This window comes from Pseudonocardia oceanicola, from assembly GCF_047200735.1.
Classification (GTDB): Bacteria; Actinomycetota; Actinomycetes; order Mycobacteriales; family Pseudonocardiaceae; genus Pseudonocardia.
Genome location: NZ_JBJZON010000002.1, coordinates 223,702 through 244,937, shown reverse-complemented (window position 1 = coordinate 244,937; position 21,236 = coordinate 223,702). Strand labels below are relative to the sequence as shown.

22 protein-coding genes are annotated in these 21,236 nt (G+C 74.2%); 17 read left to right on the top strand and 5 right to left on the bottom strand.

Features of this window, described 5'->3' with window-relative positions:
- Position 1: 1 nt before the first annotated feature.
- From ACL02T_RS05345 to ACL02T_RS05320, 6 genes are read left to right on the top strand one after another with little or no spacing between them, the layout of a single operon-like run.
- Positions 2-1,447, top strand: coding sequence for an FtsK/SpoIIIE domain-containing protein (locus ACL02T_RS05345; RefSeq protein ID WP_412829538.1), 1,446 nt, complete (start codon positions 2-4; stop codon positions 1,445-1,447).
- On the top strand, positions 1,444-1,662 hold the full coding sequence (locus ACL02T_RS05340) for a hypothetical protein (protein WP_412829537.1): 219 nt from the start codon (positions 1,444-1,446) through the stop codon (positions 1,660-1,662). The genes ACL02T_RS05345 and ACL02T_RS05340 overlap by 4 nt, the downstream gene beginning before the upstream one ends.
- Positions 1,659-2,237: a hypothetical protein gene (locus ACL02T_RS05335; protein WP_412829536.1), complete on the top strand. Its 579-nt coding sequence runs from the start codon at positions 1,659-1,661 to the stop codon at positions 2,235-2,237. Before ACL02T_RS05340 ends, ACL02T_RS05335 begins: the two co-directional genes overlap by 4 nt.
- Complete coding sequence (locus ACL02T_RS05330) at positions 2,234-3,568, top strand: replication initiator (RefSeq protein WP_412829535.1); 1,335 nt, start codon at positions 2,234-2,236, stop codon at positions 3,566-3,568. Before ACL02T_RS05335 ends, ACL02T_RS05330 begins: the two co-directional genes overlap by 4 nt.
- Complete coding sequence (locus tag ACL02T_RS05325) at positions 3,565-3,747, top strand: helix-turn-helix transcriptional regulator (RefSeq protein WP_412829534.1); 183 nt, start codon at positions 3,565-3,567, stop codon at positions 3,745-3,747. Before ACL02T_RS05330 ends, ACL02T_RS05325 begins: the two co-directional genes overlap by 4 nt.
- Entirely contained in the window at positions 3,747-4,883 is a 1,137-nt protein-coding gene (locus ACL02T_RS05320; protein WP_412829533.1) for a tyrosine-type recombinase/integrase, read from the top strand. Before ACL02T_RS05325 ends, ACL02T_RS05320 begins: the two co-directional genes overlap by 1 nt.
- 28 nt (positions 4,884-4,911) lie before the next feature.
- On the opposite strand, the gene ychF is transcribed toward ACL02T_RS05320, so the two are convergent.
- Positions 4,912-5,985 carry a redox-regulated ATPase YchF gene (ychF, locus tag ACL02T_RS05315; RefSeq protein ID WP_412829532.1) on the bottom strand — a complete coding sequence of 358 codons (1,074 nt, stop codon included), beginning with the start codon at positions 5,983-5,985 and terminating at the stop codon, positions 4,912-4,914.
- Between the two features lie 67 nt (positions 5,986-6,052).
- Complete coding sequence (locus tag ACL02T_RS05310) at positions 6,053-6,724, bottom strand: sigma-70 family RNA polymerase sigma factor (RefSeq protein ID WP_412829531.1); 672 nt, start codon at positions 6,722-6,724, stop codon at positions 6,053-6,055.
- Between the two features lie 225 nt (positions 6,725-6,949).
- Here ACL02T_RS05310 and ACL02T_RS05305 point away from each other — a divergent pair, with 225 nt between their 5' ends.
- From ACL02T_RS05305 to ACL02T_RS05285, 5 genes are all read left to right on the top strand, one after another.
- Positions 6,950-7,414: a hypothetical protein gene (locus tag ACL02T_RS05305; protein WP_412829530.1), complete on the top strand. Its 465-nt coding sequence runs from the start codon at positions 6,950-6,952 to the stop codon at positions 7,412-7,414.
- Between the two features lie 174 nt (positions 7,415-7,588).
- Positions 7,589-9,070 carry an AlkA N-terminal domain-containing protein gene (locus ACL02T_RS05300; protein ID WP_412829529.1) on the top strand — a complete coding sequence of 494 codons (1,482 nt, stop codon included), beginning with the start codon at positions 7,589-7,591 and terminating at the stop codon, positions 9,068-9,070.
- Positions 9,067-9,558: a methylated-DNA--[protein]-cysteine S-methyltransferase gene (locus tag ACL02T_RS05295; protein WP_412829528.1), complete on the top strand. Its 492-nt coding sequence runs from the start codon at positions 9,067-9,069 to the stop codon at positions 9,556-9,558. Before ACL02T_RS05300 ends, ACL02T_RS05295 begins: the two co-directional genes overlap by 4 nt.
- 196 nt (positions 9,559-9,754) lie before the next feature.
- A complete protein-coding gene (locus ACL02T_RS05290; protein WP_412829527.1) occupies positions 9,755-11,341 on the top strand; it encodes a DNA recombination protein RmuC in 1,587 nt (528 codons plus the stop codon).
- A complete protein-coding gene (locus tag ACL02T_RS05285; protein WP_412829526.1) occupies positions 11,338-11,940 on the top strand; it encodes a DUF6542 domain-containing protein in 603 nt (200 codons plus the stop codon). Before ACL02T_RS05290 ends, ACL02T_RS05285 begins: the two co-directional genes overlap by 4 nt.
- Here the strand turns inward: ACL02T_RS05285 and ACL02T_RS05280 are convergent.
- Positions 11,870-12,838, bottom strand: coding sequence for a 4-hydroxy-3-methylbut-2-enyl diphosphate reductase (locus ACL02T_RS05280; protein ID WP_412829525.1), 969 nt, complete (start codon positions 12,836-12,838; stop codon positions 11,870-11,872). The genes ACL02T_RS05285 and ACL02T_RS05280 overlap by 71 nt on opposite strands.
- A gap of 102 nt (positions 12,839-12,940) precedes the next feature.
- On the opposite strand from ACL02T_RS05280, the gene ACL02T_RS05275 reads away from it, so the two are divergent.
- From ACL02T_RS05275 to ACL02T_RS05265, 3 genes are read left to right on the top strand one after another with little or no spacing between them, the layout of a single operon-like run.
- Positions 12,941-13,597 carry a lipid droplet-associated protein gene (locus ACL02T_RS05275; protein WP_412829524.1) on the top strand — a complete coding sequence of 219 codons (657 nt, stop codon included), beginning with the start codon at positions 12,941-12,943 and terminating at the stop codon, positions 13,595-13,597.
- Positions 13,594-14,829 carry an exodeoxyribonuclease VII large subunit gene (xseA, locus tag ACL02T_RS05270; protein ID WP_412829523.1) on the top strand — a complete coding sequence of 412 codons (1,236 nt, stop codon included), beginning with the start codon at positions 13,594-13,596 and terminating at the stop codon, positions 14,827-14,829. Before ACL02T_RS05275 ends, xseA begins: the two co-directional genes overlap by 4 nt.
- Positions 14,822-15,040, top strand: coding sequence for an exodeoxyribonuclease VII small subunit (locus ACL02T_RS05265; protein ID WP_412829522.1), 219 nt, complete (start codon positions 14,822-14,824; stop codon positions 15,038-15,040). The genes xseA and ACL02T_RS05265 overlap by 8 nt, the downstream gene beginning before the upstream one ends.
- Positions 15,041-15,190: 150 nt before the next feature.
- Here the strand turns inward: ACL02T_RS05265 and ACL02T_RS05260 are convergent, their stop codons facing one another.
- A complete protein-coding gene (locus ACL02T_RS05260) occupies positions 15,191-15,853 on the bottom strand; it encodes a DUF4245 domain-containing protein (protein ID WP_412829521.1) in 663 nt (220 codons plus the stop codon).
- Positions 15,854-16,045: 192 nt separating this feature from the next.
- On the opposite strand from ACL02T_RS05260, the gene glpX reads away from it, so the two are divergent.
- A complete protein-coding gene (glpX, locus tag ACL02T_RS05255) occupies positions 16,046-17,095 on the top strand; it encodes a class II fructose-bisphosphatase (RefSeq protein WP_412829520.1) in 1,050 nt (349 codons plus the stop codon).
- A 391-nt stretch (positions 17,096-17,486) separates the two neighbouring features.
- Complete coding sequence (locus ACL02T_RS05250) at positions 17,487-18,803, top strand: non-ribosomal peptide synthetase (protein WP_412829519.1); 1,317 nt, start codon at positions 17,487-17,489, stop codon at positions 18,801-18,803.
- Between the two features lie 13 nt (positions 18,804-18,816).
- Here ACL02T_RS05250 and ACL02T_RS05245 read toward each other — a convergent pair whose 3' ends face one another.
- A complete protein-coding gene (locus ACL02T_RS05245) occupies positions 18,817-19,617 on the bottom strand; it encodes a response regulator transcription factor (protein ID WP_412829518.1) in 801 nt (266 codons plus the stop codon).
- A gap of 179 nt (positions 19,618-19,796) precedes the next feature.
- Here ACL02T_RS05245 and ACL02T_RS05240 point away from each other — a divergent pair, with 179 nt between their 5' ends.
- Complete coding sequence (locus ACL02T_RS05240; RefSeq protein ID WP_412829517.1) at positions 19,797-21,215, top strand: class II fumarate hydratase; 1,419 nt, start codon at positions 19,797-19,799, stop codon at positions 21,213-21,215.
- The last annotated feature ends 21 nt before the right edge of the window (positions 21,216-21,236 follow it).

The window sequence follows — 21,236 nt, the reverse complement described above, 5'->3', positions numbered from 1 at the left end:
CATGGCCCGCCCCGCCCACCGCCCGTCCCCGCGCCCCCACCGCGCACACCACGACCTCATCCGCCACTCCTCCCGCCGCGTCGGCGGCGAGTTCCGCGGCCTGGCCTGGCTCGTCCGCCACCCCTTATTCGCCCTCGTCCCCGCAGCCCTGATCGCTGCCGCGGTCCTCGTCGGCGCACTCCCGACCCTGATCGCAGTCGCCGCGGGAGCGCTCGTGGTCGTGGTCTGGGGCCGGCTGCACCCGCCCTCCTTCGACCGCCTCGCCGCCCCGACCCTGCGCGCGACCTGGCGGCGCTGGACCACCTACCGCGGTCGCCGCTGGGCCACCCTGCTCGCCGACTGCGGCCTCGCCCACACCAACCACCACACCGGCCACATCGACGCCCCCCGCGTCCTGCGCGTCCGCTCCGCGACCCCGACGATCGACACCCTTCGCGTACGGCTGGCCCGCGGCCAGGACTTCACGCTCTGGGCCGGCCGCACCGAGCCCCTCGCCGACGCCCTGCGCGCGCACCGGGTCGCCGTCGCTCGCCACCGACCCGGCGTCCTGACGGTCGTGGTGGAGCGAGAGCAGCCGTTCCGCTTCCCGATCCCCGCCCCCGCGATCCCCGCCTCGGCAGAGTCGGTAGATCTCGCGGCGCTGCCGGTCGGCGAGGACGAATACGGCCACCCCTTCACCCTCGCCGTCCCGGGGCGGCACGTGGTGGTGGCCGGCGCCTCGGGCGCGGGGAAGGGCTCGCTGATCTGGTCCCCGCTACGCGCCATGGGCCCGGCCATCCGCGACGGCCTGGTCCGGGTGCACGTGATCGACCTCAAGGGCGGGGCGGAGACCCGCCGGGGGGTGCCGTTGTTCCACCGCCACGCCACCACCGCCGCGGAGGCGATCGCGCTGCTCACCGACGTCCGGGACGAGATGAAGGCCCGCCAGCAGCACATGGCCGACCAGGGCCTGCGCCGCCTCGACGTCAGCCCGGAGACACCGCTCGACCTGGTCGTGATCGACGAGATGGCGATGCTCACCGCCTACGGGGAACGCGCCGACGTCCGCGAGGCCCTGCGGCTGCTCGCCGAGATCCTCACCCAGGGCCGGGCCTGCCTGACCTCGGTAATGGGCTACGTGCAGGAACCGACCAAGGACGTCGTCGACGTCCGGGAGCTGTTCACCACCCGCATCTGCCTGGGCGTCACCGCCGCCTCGCACGTCGACATGGTCCTCGGAGACGGGGCCCGGGACCGGGGCGCGCTGGCCGATGAGATCCCCGGCGACGAGGCCCACGCCGGGATCGGGTACGTGATCGACCAGCGGTCCCGGCTGCCCATCCGCTTCCGCGCTGCCCTGGTCACCGACGACGAGATCGACGAGCTCGTCAAGCGCTGCGCCCCACCCGCACCCCACGAGCTGCGCGCTCTCCCGGTGCATCTGGCTGACGGCGAGGAGGCAGCGTGATGTGGGCCGTCACCGGATGGGCCGCCGCGACCTGGCTCAAGATCACCATGGCGCTCGCCGCCGTCCTCGGGATCCTCTGGCTGCTGCTCGACACCGGCTCCGGCTGGTTCTGGGCCGCCGTCGTCGGCGCCGTCCTGGTCGAGTGGCAGGCCACCCGCGCCCTCGCCGCTGAGTGGGGCGCCGAGGCCCGCTACGCCTGGTGGTGGACCCGATGAGCCCGCTGCCCCGCCCGCGCCGCGAGATTGCCGGCCAGGACCTGCTGTTCGACGACGAGCTGACCGACCGGACCCTGCGCGAGGCCGCTGATCCCGGCTTCGTGCTGGTCGGGATCAGCGAGGCTGTGCACACCCGCCACACCGGCACCCGCGCGGCCGAGCACGCGATCCCCACCCGGCCCGACATCGCCGCCACCGTCTATCAGCTGCTCGCGGCCGGACGCCTCGTGCCCGGACCCCGGGTCTCGGTGACCGTCGACGGCCGAGCCGAACCCGAGCCCGCCACCTCGGTCGACGTCGCCACCGTTGCCACCACCGGACCGCAACCCGGCGACCGGGTGCTGGTCCACGTCGACGTCGTCCGCCCCGGACACGGGCTGGTCACCTGCGGGGCCGCCGACTTCTCCGGCTCGATCGTCCGCGAGGACGGCACCTACCTGGTGGAGACCGAGACCGGCGACGTCATCGGCCGCGCCCGCTCCTACCGCGCCGGCGCCGAGCGGCTGGCCCGCCATCACGGGTTCGTCGCGGACCCGGTCGAGATCGAACACGAGCACGAGGTGTACGCCCGATGAGCGACGCCATGGACACGGAACTCTCGAACCGGCTGCGTGCCTTCGACTACCCGGCCTGGCGCGCCCGCATGGAGGCCACCGGCGGCTGCGCCCACCCGGTCCGGCTGCGCGGCTCGTCCACGATCACCACCACCGACGGGCGGGTCCTGGCCCAGCGCGCCGGGGAGGTCTGGGCGCCCTGCGGGAACCGCCGCGACACGGTCTGCCCGTCCTGCTCCGACCGCTACGCCGCCGACGCCTTCCACCTCATCCGCGCCGGACTCGCCGGGGCCGAACGCGGCATCCCAGCCTCGGTCACCGACCGGCCTCGGCTGTTCCTGACCCTGACCGCGCCCTCGTTCGGGCCGGTCCACACCCGCCGGCTCACCGCCCGCGGCCGCGTCATCCCCTGCGCCTGCGGAACCCACCACCGCGACCACGACCCGAACCTCAGCGGCGCGATCGACCACGACACCTACGACTACGAAGCCGCCGTGCTCTGGCAGGCCCACGCCGGGAAGCTCTGGCACCGCTTCACCATCACCCTGCGGCGTGCTCTCGCCGCCCGGCTCGGGGTCTCCGGCCGCCGCTTCGCCCAGGTTGCCCGGCTGTCCTACGCCAAGGTCGCCGAATACCAACGCCGCGGACTCGTCCACTTCCACGCCGCCCTCCGCCTCGACGGGCCCGACGGGCCCACCGAGCCACCACCGACCGGGATCACCGCCGAGAGCCTGCGCGACGCCGTCCGGGAGGCCGCCACCGCGACCGCCCTCGACGTCGAACGCCCCGACGGAACGGCCCTCACCCTGCGGTGGGGCGCGCAACTGGACCTGCGCGAGATCACCCCCACCGCCCACGACGCTGTCACCGACGAGACCGGGGAGATCACCGATAGCCGGTTGGCCGGCTACATCGCCAAGTACGCCACCAAGGGCACCGGCAAGACCGACGGCCACCCCGACCGCCCCATCCGCTCGCTGGCCCACCTCGAGCGCATGACCCTCGCCAGCCACCATCGACGGCTCATCGAGACCGCCTGGCACCTCGGCGGCCTCCCGCAGTACGCGGAGCTGAATCTGCGCAAGTGGGCCCACATGCTCGGCTTCCGCGGGCACTTCCTCACCAAGAGCCGCGCCTACTCGACGACCTTCCGCACCATCCGCCACGAGCGCCGCGCCTGGCGCCTCGCCGAGCAGCTCGATCAGCTCGGCCACCCCGCCGACGACCCGGTGATCGTCGTCAACGACTGGCACCTCGTCGGCATCGGCCACCACACCGACACCGACCGCGAACTCGCCATCGCCCACGCCGCACGCATCCGTGAGCAGCGCACGACCAGGAGGACGTCATGACCGAGCAGCTCTGGGGCGTCAAGGATGTCGCGGAGTTCCTCCGTGTACCGGTCCAGACGCTCTACCAGTGGCGCAGCCGCAACTACGGGCCTCGCGGCATCAGGATCGGCCGCCACGTTCGCTACCGCCCCCAGGACGTGCGTGCGTGGGTCGACTCGCTCGTCCGTGAGGCTGTGTAGTGGCCAGCATCCGGAAGCTGCCCGACGGACGATGGCAGGCGCAGTACCGGCCGTTCCCGGGCGGCAAGCAGATCACCCGCACGACCAGGCGGAAGACCGACGCGCAACGGTGGCTCGACGAACAGACCACCGCGCTCGTCAGCGGCAACTATGTGGACCCGAACGCCGGCCGGGTCACCTTCGGGGAGTACTTCGAGCGCTGGGCTGCACGGCAGCTCTGGGCGCCGGGCACCGAACGCGCGATGACTCTCGCCGCGCGCTCGGTGACCTTCTGGGACGTCCCGATGCGGTCGCTGCTGCGCTCCCATGTCGAGGCCTGGGTCAAGCACATGCAGACGATGGACCGCGGCCCTGGACAGCCCCCGGGCCTGGCGCCCGGCACGATCCGGACCCGCTTCAACAACGTGCGGGCCACACTGCGCGGAGCGGTCAAGGACCGGGTGATCGCTGCCGATCCGGGCGAGGGCGTTCGGCTGCCGCGAGCCCGACGCGCGGACGTCGCCATGCAGCTGCCCACCGCCGGCCAGGTCCGCACGCTGCTCGACTCGGCCGAGAGAGATTTCCGTACGTTCGTGGCACTGGCCGCCTTTGCGGGGCTCCGGCTCGGCGAGGCTGCTGCGCTCAAGGTCGGAGACTTCGACCTCGACGATCGTCGGCTCGTCGTGCACCGCCAGGTCCAGCGCGAGCGCGGCGGCGGGGTCGAGATCCGCGCTCCCAAGTACGGCAGCGAGCGAACGATCTACCTCGCCGACGGCCTGGTCACGATCGTCCGGGGGCACATGGCCCGGCTACGCGGCCGGGGCGCAGACCGGTGGCTGTTCCATGGTGAGAACGGCAACCCGCCGCACCAGAACACCGTGGGCTACTGGTGGCGCAAGACGCGCACCATTGCGGGCTGCCCGACGACCAAGCTGCACGACCTCCGGCACTTCTACGCGTCCGGCCTGATCGCGGCGGGCTGCGACGTCGTGACGGTCCAGCGCTCCCTCGGGCACTCCAGCGCGACCGTCACCCTGAACACCTACGCGCACCTGTGGCCGACCGCCGAGGACCGCACGCGCGCCGCTGCAGCGGCGATGCTGGGCGAGGTCTTCGCGCCTACTGACGAACAGCTGACGAACGACGGCGCCGCATAGCGGGCTGACCTGGCAAAACAGCCCCAGGTCAGACGTTGAAGCGGAACTCGACCACGTCCCCGTCCTGCATGACGTAGTCCTTGCCCTCCATGCGGACCTTGCCCGCGGCCTTGGCGGCGTTCATCGAGCCGGCCTCGACGAGGTCGTCGTAGGAGACGATCTCGGCCTTGATGAAGCCCTTCTCGAAGTCCGAGTGGATCACGCCGGCGGCCTGGGGGGCGGTGTCGCCCTGGTGGATCGTCCAGGCGCGGGCCTCCTTGGGCCCGGCGGTGAGGTAGGTCTGCAGGCCGAGGGTGCGGAAGCCGGCGCGGGCCAGGGAGTACAGGCCGGGCTCGGGCTGACCGATCGACTCGAGCAGCTCGCGGGCGGACTCCTCGTCGAGCTCCAGCAGCTCGGACTCGACCTTGGCGTCGAGGAAGACGGCCTCGGCCGGCGCGACGAGGTCGGCCATCTCCTTCTTGCGGGCCTCGTCGGTGAGCACGCCCTCGTCGGCGTTGAACACGTAGAGGAACGGCTTGGTGGTGAGCAGGGTCAGCTCGCGCAGCGGTGCGGCGTCGACGCCGGCCTGGAAGAGCGTGCGGCCCGAGTTCAGGATCTCCGCGGCCGCCTCCGCGGCCGTCAGGACCGCACGCCGGTCCTTCTGCATCCGGGCTTCCTTGGTCAGCCGCGGGATCGCCTTCTCCAGGGTCTGCAGGTCGGCCAGGATCAGCTCCGTCGCGATCGTCTCGATGTCCGCGGCGGGATCGACCTTGCCCTCGACGTGCACGACGTCGTCGTCGGAGAACACCCGCACGACCTGGCAGATCGCGTCGGACTCCCGGATGTTGGCCAGGAACTTGTTGCCCAGCCCCGCCCCCTCGGAGGCGCCCTTCACGATCCCGGCGATGTCGACGAACGAGACCGTGGCCGGGACGACCTTGGCCGACGAGAACATCTCGGCCAGCCGGTCGAGGCGTGCGTCCGGCAGCGGCACCACCCCGACGTTCGGCTCGATCGTGGCGAACGGGTAGTTCGCGGCGAGCACGTCGTTGCGCGTCAGGGCGTTGAACAGGGTCGACTTGCCGACGTTGGGCAGCCCGACGATGCCGAGGGTGAGGGACACGAGCGTCCAGGGTAGTCGTCCCGCCCCGCCGGCTCCGGACCCCTCGTACCGGACCCGGCGGGGCGAGTCAGACAGCGGCGAGCTCGGCGCCCTGCCGCTGGACCACGGGCCGCCCGACGGTCACGGGGCCCCGCTCGACCACGGGCCCCGGCCGCTCGGCCAGGTAGCGACGCAGCGAGGTCAGGGCACGGTGCTGGGTGACCCGCACGGATCCCGGCGTCGACCCCAGCACGGCGGCGGTCTCCGCCGCGGAGAGCCCCTCGATCAGCCGCAGCCGGAGCACGTCCCGGTGCCGCTGCGGGAGCCGCCCGAGCAGCTTCTGCACCATCCGCGCCTGCTCGGCGCGCACGCTCAGCTCGTCCGGTGCCTCGGCGGTGCAGACGCGGTCCGGCACCCGGTCGGTGAGGTCGATCCGGGAGATCCCCCGCCGCCGGACGGTGTCGACGATCTTGTTCCGCGCGATCGTGAACGCCAGCGCCAGGAAGGGGCCCGAGTCCAGGTCCGCCTTCGGCAGCGCACGGAACAGCGCGATCATGGTGTCCTGCGCCATGTCCTCGGCCGAGGTCGCATCGCCGGCGCCCTGCGCGAGCCGTACGCGGCAGTAGCGGAGCACGGGTGGGTGGACGGCCGCCATCAGGTCCTCGCAGGCGCGTCGGTCGCCGGTCGCGGCCGCCCGGGCGAGCCGGTCGATCCGGGCGGTGGGCTCCTCGGTCGGGGTTGCCTGGTCGGCGGGGCGCATGACGTCCTTCCCGACGACCGGGGCGTCCGGTCGTCACGGATCAAGAGACTTCTCCGACCGGGTCCCGAGATACATCCGGCGAGCCTGCCAATCGTGAGCGGTGCTGCCCGAGGGCCGACCGTGGTGCTGGCACCACCCCCCGATCGGGTTCCACTGCTCCGTCCGGGCTAACGCCGTCTCGTCCGACCGCGATGACCCGGGTACCGGACGGCGAGAGGAGCGGATGTGGGGACGGCTGCGCTGGGACGCACGGCGATCGCCGGGACGGTGCTTGCGGCGCTGTCCGGCAGCACGCTGACGGCGGTGTCGCTGTCCACTGCGGACGCACCGGTGCCGCTGCCGACCTTCACCCCGGCCGCCGCTCCCGTCCCCGACGCCCCCACCCGGGCCGCCGTGGCCCCCGAACCCGCGGGGGCCGGCGTCGTCGACGGCCGCACGCTCGCGGCGATCGCGCTCACTCCCGCGATCGCCGCGGCGGCGCAGCCCGTCGAGCCGCCGGCCCCCGCCGTCACCCGACCCGTACCCGTCGCCCGACGGCAGAGCGCGGAGGACGAGCGGCGCCCGGGCGGAGCGCGGCGCGAGCGGGCCCGGCAGCGGATCGCCGAGCACCTGTCCCCGGACACCCGTGCCGCGGTGCGGCGGGCCTGCGCGACGGGCGTGCTCGACGGGGGCCTCTGCCGCCTGGGTTGAGTCCCGCCGGACGGGAGGGCCCGCATCGTCCTCCCCCCTCCCCGACCGGCCCCGCACTGCGCCGCGCCCCTGCGCCGCCGGGCCCGGAGCAGCACACCCGCGCACCACCAGACCCGCACGCACGTGTCCGATTTCCGCGAGAAGCGGGCCGGCGGAGGTGGCAGAGTCGTCCTCGTGCTGGACATCGAACGCTGCTACCGCGCCGTCGCCGCGCGCGACCCGCGGTTCGACGGCGTCTTCATCACCGCGGTGCGCACCACCGGCATCTACTGCCGGCCCTCGTGCCCCGCGACCACGCCCAAGCGGCGCAATGTCGAGTTCTTCCCGACGGCGGCCGCCGCACAGCAACAGGGCTACCGCGCCTGCCGCCGGTGCCTGCCCGACGCCGTGCCGGGCTCGCCGGACTGGAACAGCCGGTCCGACCTCGCCGCCCGGGCCGTGCGGCTCATCGCGGACGGGCTGGTCGAGCGTTCCGGGGTCGCCGGCCTGGCCACGGCGCTGGGCTATTCCGAGCGCCACCTGACCCGGATCGTCACCGCCGAGCTGGGCGCGGGGCCCCTGGCACTGGCCCGGGCGCACCGTGCCCACACGGCGCGGCTGCTCATCGAGACCACCCCGCTGGCGATGGCGGACATCGCGTTCGCCGCGGGCTTCTCGAGCGTCCGCCAGTTCAACGACACCGTCCGCGAGGTCTACGCGGTCACGCCCAGCGTGCTGCGCCGGGAATCGGCCGGGCGCGGCCCGGCGCCGGTCGCGGGCACGCTGAGCCTGCGGCTGCCGCACCGGGAGCCGTTCGACGCCGCGGGGCTGCTCGCCCACTTCGCCGGCCGCGCCCTGAGCGGGGTGGAGTCGGTCGAGGACGGCGTCTACCGGCGGACGTTGCGGCTGCCGCACGGCCCGGCCGCGGTCGCGCTGCGGCTCGGGGACCGAACTCCGGGCCACGTGCGGGCGGAGCTGCGGCTGACCGCACCACGCGACCTCGGCCCGGCCGTGGCGCGGCTGCGCCGGCTGCTGGATCTGGACGCGGACCCGATCGCCGTCGACGAGCTGCTGGGCCGGGACGCGGCCCTGGCGCCGGCCGTCGCGGCGACGCCCGGGATCCGGCTGCCCGGCGCGGCCGACGGGCTCGAGATCGCCGTCAAGGCCGTGCTGGGCCAGCAGGTGTCGGTCGCCGCAGCCCGCACGACCGGTGCCCGGCTCGTCGCCGACCTGGGCGAGTCGCTGCCCGGCGAGCTGGCCGGGGACGGGCCGGACCGGCTCTTCCCCACGGCCGAGCGGCTCGCGGAGCAGGTCGTGGCGACGGTCGGCGGTCCCGCCCGCCGGGCCGCAGGCCTCGCCGCGCTCGCGACGGCCGTCGCCGAGGGCACGCTCGCACTCGACGCGGGCCGCGACGCCGCCGCGCTGCGGGCCGACCTGCAGGCCCTGCCGGGGGTCGGCCCGTGGACGGCCGGTTACGTCGCGATGCGGCTGCTCGGCGACCCCGACGAACCCCTGGTGTCCGATCTCGCCGTCCGCCGCGGAGCCGCGGCGCTGGGCCTGCCGTCCGCGGTGGACGCCCTGACCCGGCACGCCGCCCGCTGGCGGCCCTGGAGGTCGTACGCCGCCACCCACCTCTGGCGCGCGAGCGCCGCCCCGACCGTCAGGAGAACGGCATGAGCACCTGTACGACCCTCGACACGCCCGACGGCCCCTTCACCCTGGTCCTCGCGGACGACGGCGCGGTCCTCGCCTCGGGCTGGACCTCCGGGACCGGCGAGCTCGTCCCGCTGGTGCACCCCGTGCTCCGGCCGGCCACGGTGGAGCCCGGCGACGGCGGCGCCGCCGCCGAGGCGGTGCACGCCTACTACGCCGGCGAGCTGTCCGCCGTGGACGATGTGCCGGTGCGGCAGCGGTCCGGCGCGTTCCTGGAGCACGCGTGGGAGGTACTGCGGCAGGTCCCGGCCGGCGGGCCGGTGACCTACACCGAGTTCGCGACGAAGGCCGGCCGCCCGGCGGCGGTGCGCGCCGCGGCCTCCGCCTGCGCCCGCAACGCCGCCGCCCTCTTCGTGCCCTGCCACCGGGTGCTGCGCACGGACGGGACGCTCGGCGGCTTCCGCTGGGGCCTGTCGGTCAAGCGCTGCCTGCTCGACCGCGAGACCCGCTGAGCCCACCGAGCCGCGCCACGTCCGGCCGAGCCCCCGCCGACCGCGCGATCGGACGAGGCTTCGGCGCCCGTCCCTCGTGAGCGACGGTGCCGATCGCTCACGGTCGCAGGCGGCGTGACCCGCCCGGCGGGTCGGTTCCGCCGGAGGAGCGCGCCGGTGGCCGGAATTGTCGGGGGTCGGGTGCACCCTGCTGATCGTGGATCTTTCGAACGCGTTGCCGCTCCTGCTCGCCGGACTCGTCCTGGGCCTGGCGATCGGGGGCGGCCTGGCGTGGCTGCTCGCCGGGGCGCGCCACCGCGTCGCGGCGGCGGAGGCGGCGAAGGCCACGGCCACCGCCTCGGCGGGGGCCCGGGCCGAGGCCGCGGCCTTCAAGGCCGAGCGGACCGGGCTGCTGGAACGCATCGAGGAGCTGCACGAGGAGGTGCGCACCGCCACCGAGCGGCTCCGCCGCGCGGAGTCGGACGTGTCGGCCACCCGCGCCGCGCTGGCCGGCGAGCGGGAGGCGGCGCTGGAGCGGGAGCGGCTGCTCACCGCGCGGGACGCGGAGCTGCGCGAGACGTTCCAGGCGCTGTCGGCGGAGGCCTTGTCCCGCAACAACGAACAGTTCGTCAGCCTGGCGGAGGGCCGGATCCGCGAGGCCGCCGCCGCCCTGCACGCCAAGGCGGAGCAGGACGAGGCGGCGCGTGCCACCGCGATCGGCAGGCTGCTCGACCCGATGGCGGCGGCGCTGCAGCGGGTGGAGGGCCAGCTGCGCACCGTCGAGCGCGAGCGCGAGGCGGCGTACGCGGGCCTCGTCGAGCAGGTCAAGGCCATGGCGAAGGACGCGGAGAAGCTGCGCGGGGAGACCCGGCAACTGGTCACGGCGCTGCGGGCGCCGCAGGTCCGCGGGCGCTGGGGCGAGCTGCAGCTGGAGCGGATCGTGCAGCTCGCCGGCATGGTCGAGCACTGCGACTTCTCCACCCAGGTCACCGGCGAGGGAGCGGCCGAGGGCCAGGGCGGGGTGCGCCCGGACATGGTCGTGCGCCTCGCCGGCGGCAAGCAGATCGTGGTCGACGCCAAGGTGCCCTTCGCGGCCTACCTCGAGGCCGTCGAGACCGAGGACCCGGCCGTGCACCGCGAGAAGCTCCAGTCGCACGCGCGGCAGCTGCGGGCGCACGTGGACCAGCTCTCCGCCAAGGCCTACTGGGCGTCGTTCGAGCCCACGCCCGAGTTCGTGGTGCTGTTCGTGCCGGGTGACCCGTTCCTGGAGGCGGCGTTGCGCTCCGACCCCGCCCTGCTGGAACACGCCTTCGCGCGCAACGTCGTGATCGCCACCCCCACCACGCTGATCGCGCTCCTGCGCACCGTCGCGTACGGGTGGCGGCAGGAGGCCCTGGCGCGCAACGCCGCCCAGGTGCACCAGCTGGGCAGGGAGCTGCACGGCCGGCTCGCGACCATGGGCACGCACGTCGCCAAGCTCGGCCGCAGCCTCGACGGCGCGGTGGAGAGCTACAACCGCACCGTCTCCTCGCTGGAGGCGCGGGTGCTCGTCACCGCGCGGCGGCTGACCGAGCTCAAGGTGTCCGAGGGGGACCTGGAGGCGCCGAGCCCCGTCGAGCGCGTGCCGCGGGCGGTCTCCGCGCCGGAACTCGTGGCCTCGGCGGGCGAGTCGCTGATCGCGCTGCACGAACTGGTCCCGGAGTCCCGGGAGACGGAGCGGGAGGACCCCCGGAAGGCTGAGGGCGGCGGCCGGCAGGCGCGCGACGCGGGCCCGGAGGGGCCACGGGCTACCGTGACCGGGTGACGTCGCGTGCCCCTTCCCCGCGGTCCTCCGGCGGCTGGCCGGTCACGGAACGGTCGGCGCTGGCCACCGTCCTGGGCATCCCACCCCTGGCCGCCGTCGCACTCGCCGCGGTGCTCACTGCGCTCGGGGTGTTCGTCGACGTGCTGCGGATCGGCACGCTCGGGGTGGTCTTCGGGATCACCTACGTGGTCGGTTGCGTGCTCGCGGTCGGCTGGGTGCGTCGTCGCAACCTCTTCGGCCCGATGGTGCAGCCGCCGCTGCTGGTCGCCGTGACGGTGCCGACGGTCGTGCTGCTGGTGGGCAACACCGGACCCGGGCTCACCGAGACCGTGCTCATGGTCGGGGCGCCCCTCGTCAACGGCTTCCCGATCATGGCCGTGACGACCGGGCTCACCCTGCTGATCGGCCTGCTGCGGCTGATCGTGCAGCGCACCGGCCCGGACGACGTGGTGAGCCGGCTCGGCCGGCTCGGGGTGCGCGGCCGGGAGCGCGACCCGATCGAGGAGGACGACGAGGACGAGCCGCCGGTCAGCGCCCGGCGCGACTCGGCCGCAGCTCGCGGGGCAGGGCGAAGGTCAGGGTCTCCTCGGCGGTGGTGACCTCCTCGACCGACTCCCAGCCGCGCTCGGCCAGGTAGTCGAGCACCCCGCGGACCAGGACCTCGGGCACGGACGCACCACTCGTCACGCCGACGGTCCGCACGCCCTCGAGCCACGACTCGTCGATCTCGCGGGCGTAGTCGATCAGGTGCGCGGCCCCCGCCCCGGCGCCGAGCGCGACCTCGACCAGCCGGACCGAGTTGGAGGAGTTCGGCGAACCGACGACCAGCACCAGATCGCAGTGCGGGGCCATCGCCTTGACCGCGACCTGACGGTTCTGGGTGGCGTAGCAGATGTCGTCGCTCGGCGGGTTCTGCAGCGTGGGGAAGCGGTCGCGCAGGGCGCGGACGGTGTCCATGGTCTCGTCGACCGACAGTGTGGTCTGCGAGAGCCAGACGACCTTCTCCGGGTCGCGCACGGTGACCTTGTCCGCGTCGGCAGCGCTCTCCACGAGCTGGATGTGGGTCGGGGCCTCGCCGGAGGTGCCCTCGACCTCCTCGTGTCCCTCGTGTCCGACCAGCAGGATGTCGTAGTCCTCGCGGGCGTACCGCTTGGCCTCCTGGTGCACCTTGGTGACCAGCGGGCAGGTGGCGTCGATGGTCTGCAGCGAGCGCGCCTTCGCCTCGGTGCGCACCTCGGGGGACACCCCGTGCGCCGAGAAGACGACGATCGCGCCCTCCGGCACCTCGCTCGTCTCGTCGACGAACACGGCACCGCGCTCGCTCAGCGTCTCCACCACGTGCTTGTTGTGCACGATCTGCTTGCGCACGTACACGGGCGCCCCGTGCTGCTCGAGCGCCTGCTCGACCGCCTCCACCGCGCGGTCCACCCCCGCGCAGTACCCGCGGGGCTTCGCGACGAGGACGCGCTTGCCGTCCGATCCGGCGGTACCACTCATGTCGCCCAGAGTACGGGCGCGCGATCGCCCCCGCCGTGGGATGTGGGTGAGGTGACCCGCCCCGGGCTGCGGACGGCGCCGATCACGGGGGACAATACGGCCATGAGCCCGCTACCGATGCCGGTGCGGATCGCCGCCGGCCTGGCCGCCACCGCCGTCGAGCAGGTCCGCGAGCTGCCGCGGCTGGTCGTCGAGTTCCCCGTGACCGCGGTCAGCCAGGCCCTGCAGGCGTCCATGCGCGTCCAGCAGAAGGTCACCGAGCTCGCGATCAAGGGCGACAAGGCCCTCGGCGCGTTCGGCCAGGCCCCCGAGACCCCCGCCTGGGCCACCTTCGACGACGAGGTCGACGAGCCCGGCGCCAACGGCCGCGCCCCGGCGGCCCCGGCCACCCCCCGCACCGACCTCGTGCCCTCGCCCGGAGCAGCGGCCGAGCCGGCGACCCAGCCCGCGGCCGAGGAGCGGCCCGACGCCGGGTCCCGGGACCGGGTCGAGGGCGACCACCTCGCCGAGCCCGGTGACACGGTGGCGGGCGCCGCGATCGAGGGCATCGCCGAGCAGACGCTGGGCGACGAGGCCGACACCCCGCCGGCCGTGCTGCCCGAGTACCCCGGGATGAACCTGCACCAGCTGCGCGGGAAGCTGCGGAAGCTGGACCTGCCCGGGCTGCAGGCGCTGCTGATCTGGGAGACCTCGCACCAGAACCGCCCGCCGTACGTCACGATGCTCTCGAACCGGATCAGCACGGTCCGGGAGGGATGAGCTCCGGCCCGTCCACCGAGGAGGCGCCCTGGCCGGTCCGGACGGTCACCCGCAAGATCGCGGAGTGGATCGACCGGCTGGGCGCGGTCTGGGTCGAGGGCCAGCTCGCGCAGGTCACGGCGCGGGCGGGCACCGGGACCGCGTTCCTGACCCTGCGCGACCCCGTGGCGAACGTGTCGCTGCAGCTCACCGCGCCGATGGCGCTGGTCGCCGAGCAGCGGGAGGTGGTCGCCGAGGGCAACCGGGTGATCGTGCACGGCAGGCCCTCCTTCTTCCCGGGACGCGGCACGCTGAGCCTGCGCGTGGACCGGATCCGCGCCGTCGGGCTCGGTGAGCTGTTGGCCCGCATCGAGCGGCTGCGCCGGCTGCTTGCCGCGGAAGGCCTGTTCGATCCCGCCCGCAAGCGACGGTTGCCCTTCCTGCCGCAGCGGATCGGGCTGATCACCGGCCGGGCGTCGGCGGCGGAGCACGACGTCGTCAGCAACGCCCGGGCCCGTTGGCCCGCCGTGGACTTCCGGATCGAGAACACCGCCACCCAGGGCGGGCTGGCGGTCGCGCAGATCGTCGAGGCGCTCGCGATCCTGGACCGGGACCCGGCGGTCGACGTCATCGTGCTCGCCCGCGGTGGTGGGGGCGTCGAGGACCTGCTGCCCTTCTCGGACGAGACGCTCTGCCGCGCCGTCGCCGCCTGCCGGACCCCGGTGGTGTCGGCGATCGGCCACGAGCCGGACACCCCGCTCGTCGACCACGTCGCCGACCTGCGCTGTTCCACCCCCACCGAGGCCGGCCGACGGCTCGTGCCCGACCTCGCCGAGGAGATCGCCCGGATCACCGGGCTGCGCGACCGCGCCCGGCGGGCGCTGCACGGCTGGGTGGACCGCGAGCAGCGCCTGCTCGTCTCGCTGCGGGCCCGGCCCGTGCTCGCGGACCCGCTGCGGGACATGGCCCGCCGGCACGAGGAGCTGGAGCGGCTGCGGGCCGCCACCCGCGCGGCCGTCGAGCGGCGGGTCGAGCGGGACGGCACGGAGATCGCGCACCTGCGGGCGCGGCTGACCGCGCTCGGCCCGACGGCGACCCTGGCCCGCGGCTATGCGATCGTCCAGCGGATGACCGGCGCCGGGATCCTGCCGGTGCTGCGGTCGACCGGCGAGGTCGCGCCCGGTGACCGGCTGCGGATCAGGGTCGGAGACGGCACCGTCGCGGCGGCCGTGGAGGATGGTCGCGATGAGTGAGCGTCCCCCGGTCGGCGGCCTCGGCTACGAACAGGCCCGCGACGAGTTGGTCGAGGTCGTCCGCGCCCTGGAGGCCGGCGGGCTGGGCCTCGACGAGACCGTCGCGCTCTGGGAGCGCGGCGAGGCGCTGGCCGAGCGGTGCGAGGAGTGCCTCGCCGGGGCCCGCGAGCGGGTCGAGAAGGCCCTCGCCGAGGCCCGGGCCGAGGACTGAGGGCCGGGTCGCCCGGTCGTCGCTCTCCGGGAGCGGCAGGCGCGAGGACCTGCTCGCTCGGCGGGTCCGCGGTGCTGTGCCGGTGCGCGCAGCTCGTGCCGGGAGGTCCGCCCGAGCGTGGACGGGCCTGGCCACCGACCCGGCGGACGGTCAGTTCTGCTCGTCGCCCGCCGGGAGGACCTGGCCGTTCACGGTCGCCTGCGCGAGGGCGGCGAAGTCCGCCTCCGTGCCGCTGCCCGTGATCAGCCACTGGACCTGCGGGTTGTCCGGGGCCGTCGCCACCCGGAAGGGCTCACCGCCGTCTGCCTGGTAGGTCACCCACCGCACCCCGGCGGCGTCGGTCACCCCGGTCCCGGCCAGCGGGCCGCCGGCCTCGGTGGCGACGAGCGCCTCCTCGGTGCCGTCGCTCTGCACGAGGCGCAGGTACTTCCCCTCCGGCGTCAGGTAACCGACCCGGACGGCGGTGCCACCGCCGTCGACCGGGCTGCGATCGGTGGAGTTGCTGCGCCAGCCCGGCGGGACCGCCGGGACGCGCAGCGGGAACTCGGAGACCCGCGCGAACTCCGCGAGCCGTGCGGGCGCGTCGACCGTCGGCGCGGCGTCCGGGTCGACGGTCGGCCCGGCGGGCGCGAACGAGCAGGAGCGCACACCGCCGCCGACCGCGACGACCACCAGCAGCACGGCGAGCGCCATCAGCATGTCCCGCACGCGCAGCGACCCGCGCGGCGGCTTGGCCGGTGGCGGCGGCCCCTGCAGCGAGCCCGGTGGGCCCGCCGACGGACCCTGGGGGGTGGGGGGCGGGTCGGCACTCACCCGTCCATCGTCCCCCACGACCGCGCGGGCGGCGCATGGCGTCCGTCGCTTCCCACCCCGCAGGCCGGGCGGTTCTGCGAGGATCGGTCCGAATCCCGCCGCCGCCGAGCCCGCAGTGTGCGGCGGGCCGGCGGGCCGGCGGCGCAGCCGGTCCCCGCGATGCGACCGGTACACCCGAGCCAAGGAGGCCCGATGACTGGACCCAAGCCCGAGCGACGCCGCGAGGCCCCGGACCGCAACCTGGCCATGGAGCTGGTGCGCGTCACCGAGGCCGCCGCGATGGCGGCGGGGCGCTGGGTCGGCCGCGGCGACAAGAACGGCGGGGACGGGGCGGCGGTCGACGCGATGCGCCAGCTGATCGGGACCGTGTCGATGCGCGGGATCGTCGTGATCGGCGAGGGCGAGAAGGACGAGGCGCCCATGCTCTACAACGGCGAGCAGGTCGGCAACGGCGAGGGCCCCTGGTGCGACGTCGCCGTCGACCCCATCGACGGCACCACGCTGATGGCCAAGGGCATGCCCAACGCCCTGGCGGTGCTCGCGGTCGCCGAGCGGGACGCGATGTTCGACCCCTCGGCCGTGTTCTACATGGAGAAGCTCGCGGTCGGGCCCGACGCCGCCGGGCACATCGACATCACCAAGCCGGTCGGCGAGAACATCCGCGCCGTGGCGAAGGCCAAGGAGATCGACGTCCGGGACGTCACGGTCACCATCCTCGACCGGCCGCGCCACGAGCAGCTCGTCGCCGACGTGCGGGCGACCGGTGCCCGGATCCGCTTCATCTCCGACGGCGACGTGGCCGGCGCGATCTCCGCGGCCCGCCCCGCCACCGGCGTCGACATGCTGGTCGGGATCGGCGGCACCCCGGAGGGCATCATCGCCGCCGCCGCGATGAAGTGCATGGGCGGCGAGATCCAGGGCCGGCTCTGGCCGAAGGACGACGAGGAGCGCTCCAAGGCGATCTCCGCCGGACACGACCTCGACCGCGTGCTCACCACCGACGAGCTCGTGACCGGTGAGAACGTGTTCTTCTGCGCCACCGGCGTCACCGACGGGGACCTGCTGCGCGGCGTCCACTACCGCGCCGGCGGCTGCACCACGCAGTCCATCGTCATGCGGTCCAAGTCCGGCACGGTGCGGCTGATCGACGGCTACCACCGGCTCACCAAGCTGCGTGAGTACGCGTCGATCGACTTCGACAGCCCGACCCACGAGGACGCCGAGGCCCCGCCCCTGCCGTGATCCCCGCCCCTGCCGTGATCGGGTTCCCGCCCTGCGCGGAGGCGCTGCCCCGGCGGCGGCTTCGCGACGGGGTGCCCGGCGCGGAGCCGTGCCCTGCCCCGCGCCGGATCCGACACCCGGTGGGTGCCACCCCTGGGCCACCGCCCCTCCGGCGGCTCGAGCCCATGGTGCTCCACCGCCCCGGACGGCGGCATCGACAACTTTGCGTATCCGGCCGTTAGGGCGAACGTGTGAGGCTGACCGCCTTTCCGGGTGCCGGTCAGCCGCGGCCGACCGGTCTAAGCAGGCCAGAAAGCCGCCGGCGGCTATACCGAATGCACACCACGGGAGAAGCTCCGGCGGTCACCGGTAGTCGGCGGGCCGCGATCGGTTGTCGCGGGCCGTCAGTTAAGTGCTCGAACTCGGGATCAGGCGACGGAGTCGCTCGCGGACCTGGTGGTCGTCGACCGGCACGAGGCGCAGGGCTGGCGGGTCCGCCGGCACGAGCGGCTCGACTTCGTGTTCGAGGAGCGCTGCGACTGGATCCGGGAGTACGGACGGGCCGGGCAGCTCGCCGTCGACGGCAGAGGTCGGGCTGACCTACGACGAGCTCGACGCCCGCACCAATCGGCTCGCCCGCTACCTGCGGCTGCACGGCACCGACGCCGGGGACCGGGTCGGGCTGCTGTTCGACGACCGCGTCGAGGCCCACGTGGCGACCCTCGCCAAGGCAAGGCCCTGTCGTCCGGAGGAGGCATCGAGGAGACCTGGAGGGCGTGGGCGTCGGGCGCCACGGTGGTGCCTGCACCCGAGGGGCCGCACCTGCGCTGCGTTGCACGCGCAGCTCGTGGACCGCCGCGTCAGTGCCTTCTGCACGACACCGGCACTACTGTCCACCCTCGAGGCGGACCTGCCTGCGCTGCACGTGCTCGTCGTCTCGGGCGAGGCGTGCCCGTCGAGCCTGGTAGCGCGGTGGCACCGTCCGGGTCGGCGCTTCGACACCGCCTACGTTCCGGGTGGTGCGACAGTGGCTGCTGCCTGGGCCGAAGCGCAGCCGGACGAGCCGGTGATGATCGGTGCGCCGTTGCCCACCTACGCAGCCGTCATCCTTGATCCGGACTATCCGATGGCGCTGCCCCATGGTGAGACGGGCGAGATCGGCCTCGCCGGTCTCGGGCTGGCCTGCGGTGATCTGGACCCGCCAGGGGAGGCGTTCGTCGAAGACTTCCTCGGCATCCCGGGCCCCGTCCCGCCATGGGAGCCACAGCCCGGCCTGGCCATCGACCTGGCAGCGTCGCCGCCGGCACCCGCGCCGGCGCCGAGCCCTCCGGCCCCCGCCGGCGTGAGGTCGACCGCGGGGTTGGCCGCGGCCCTGGCCGGCGTGCTCGCCGACGTGCTGACCATCGAGCACGTCCCCGTCGACCGCAACGTGTTCGACGACCTCGGGGCGGACTCGATGGTCGTGACGCGCTTCTGCGCGAGGCTGCGCCGACGCGACGACCTGCCGTCGATCTCCATTCGCGACGTCTACGCCAACCCGACCATCGCAGGCATGGCCGCGGCGGCCGACGGGTCTACGACGACGGCTCCGGCATCCTCGAGCGCACCCTCTCCCGCATCGGCGACGCGCCTGCCTCCGGCTTACTCGTCGGGTGGCGATGAGGGCCTCACTCCGCCCGAAGGTCGTTCGGCAACCCTGTCGACCCCACCGGTCGACTACCGAACATGAGTTCGACTCAGATCTAGGCGGCCACCAGCCCGAGCCGCTGCGCCGCCAGGACCGCGGTGAGCCGGTCGGTCACCCCGAGCTTGGAGTAGCAGCGCTCGAGGTGCTTGTGCACGGTGCGCTCGGCGATGTCGAGCCGCCGCGCGATCGCCCCGGCGGTGAGTCCCTCGGCCAGCAGCCCCAGCACCGACCGCTCACGGGGGGTGAGGCGGATGGCGCTGGCGACGTCGTCGGGGCCGGACTTCGCGCTGCGCAGCGCCGCCGCGTAGGCCCGGGCCTGTCGATCGATCGCGCCGAGAAGCCTCGACAACGTGCCCGCCAGCTGCATCTCCTGCTCGGTGAAGGGTGTGTCCCTGCCCGCGACCAGGGTCTTCGGGTTCGGCCCGCGCTCGACCGGGATGGAGAGCTGCTGCTGCACCGCGCACTCACGGAAGAGCGCCTCGCCGCCCGTCACCGCCCAGGGCCTCGTGAACCTGCTCTCCATCCCGGCCACCTGGACGGCGCGGACGTCCCCCGTTCCGCTGTAGTAGCGCAGGATCGGATGTGTCAGAACCGAACGGGAGCTGCGCCACTCCTCCATGTCCGCCCGGCGCCCCTCGAGTGCGGCGTCGAGCGGGTACAGGTCGCCGGCGAACATCCCGCTCTCGTCGGGCTCGTTGATCGCGACCGCGCACGCGTGGAACGTCGAGCGCAGCTTCAGGGCGATCCGATCCATCGGCAGCTCCGTCAACGGCTCCCGCAGCAGCTCGGCGGTGAACTCCAGCCAGTCCCCGTCGTCCCGACCCGTCATGGCGTTCTCGACCCCCTCCGTCGACACCGCCTGCGTAGTGGCTCCGATACGGAGAGCTGATCGTTACCGCTGCACATACCCGGTTCGGCGATTGCGCCCGGCCGGCCCAAGCCCTTCCGGCGAGCGCGGACGGCGGGTCGCACGGAGGATGTAATCCCGGTCATCGGACCGAGCGGTAAGGGCACCCTCAGGCGGAGGATGAGGCCATGAGCGACGACGCGGCCGGCGGCACCGGCGACTTCCGCATCGAGCACGACACCATGGGCGAGGTCCGGGTCCCGGCCAAGGCCCTCTACCGGGCGCAGACCCAGCGTGCCGTCGAGAACTTCCCGATCTCCGGGCGCGGTCTCGAGCGCGCGCAGATCCGGGCCCTGGGCCTGGTCAAGGGGGCCGCCGCCCGGGTGAACGGGCGGATCGGCGTGCTCGACGAGAAGCTCGCCGGCGCGATCGCCGACGCCGCCGACGAGGTCGCCGCGGGCGAGCACGACGCCCACTTCCCGGTCGACGTCTTCCAGACCGGCTCGGGCACCTCGTCGAACATGAACGCCAACGAGGTCATCGCGACGCTGGCGACCCGGGGTTCCGGGCAGGACGTGCACCCGAACGACCACGTCAACGCCTCGCAGTCGTCGAACGACGTCTTCCCGACCACGATCCACCTGGCCGCCACCGAGGCCCTGGCGACGGACGTCGTCCCGGCCCTGGAGCACCTCGCCGCCGCCCTGCGCGCCCGCGCGGAGGACTGGGCCGAGGTCGTGAAGGCCGGGCGGACGCACCTGATGGACGCCGTGCCGATCACGCTCGGCCAGGAGGCAGGCGGCTGGGCCACGCAGGCCGAGTACGGCGCCGCGCGGGTGCGGGACGTGCTGCCCCGGCTCGGCCAGCTGCCGATCGGCGGCACCGCGGTGGGGACCGGGCTGAACGCGCCCGAGGGCTTCGGCGCCGCCGTCGTCGAGGAACTGAGGACCGCGACCGCGCTCGACGCGCTGGCCGAGGCGCCCGACCACATCGAGGCCCAGGGCTCGCGCGACGGGCTGGTGGAGGCCTCCGGCGCGCTGCGCACCGTCGCCGTGTCGCTGTACAAGATCGCCAACGACCTCCGGTGGCTCTCCTCGGGGCCGCGCACCGGGCTGGCCGAGGTGCACCTGCCCGACCTGCAGCCCGGATCGTCGATCATGCCCGGCAAGGTGAACCCGGTGATCTGCGAGGCCACGATGATGGTCGCGGCGCAGGTCATCGGCAACGACGCGACGGTCGCCTTCTCCGGCAGCCAGGGGAACCTGGAGCTCAACGTGATGATGCCGGTCATGGCGCGCAACGTCCTGGAGTCCGCGCGACTGCTGTCGAACGTGGCGCGGCTGCTCGCCGACAAGGTGGTCGCCGGCGCCGAGGCCGACCTCGAGCGCACCCGCGAGTACGCCGAGTCCTCCCCCTCGATCGTCACGCCGCTGAACTCCTACATCGGGTACGAGGAGGCGGCGTCGATCGCCAAGCAGGCGCTCCGGGAGCGGCGCACCATCCGCGAGGTGGTGCTCGAGCGCGGGCACGTCGAGAGCGGGAAGCTCACCGAGGAGCAGCTCGACAGCGCGCTGGACGTGCTGCGGATGGCCCGGGGCGGTCGCTAGTCCGCCGCCCGGGTCGCTGCG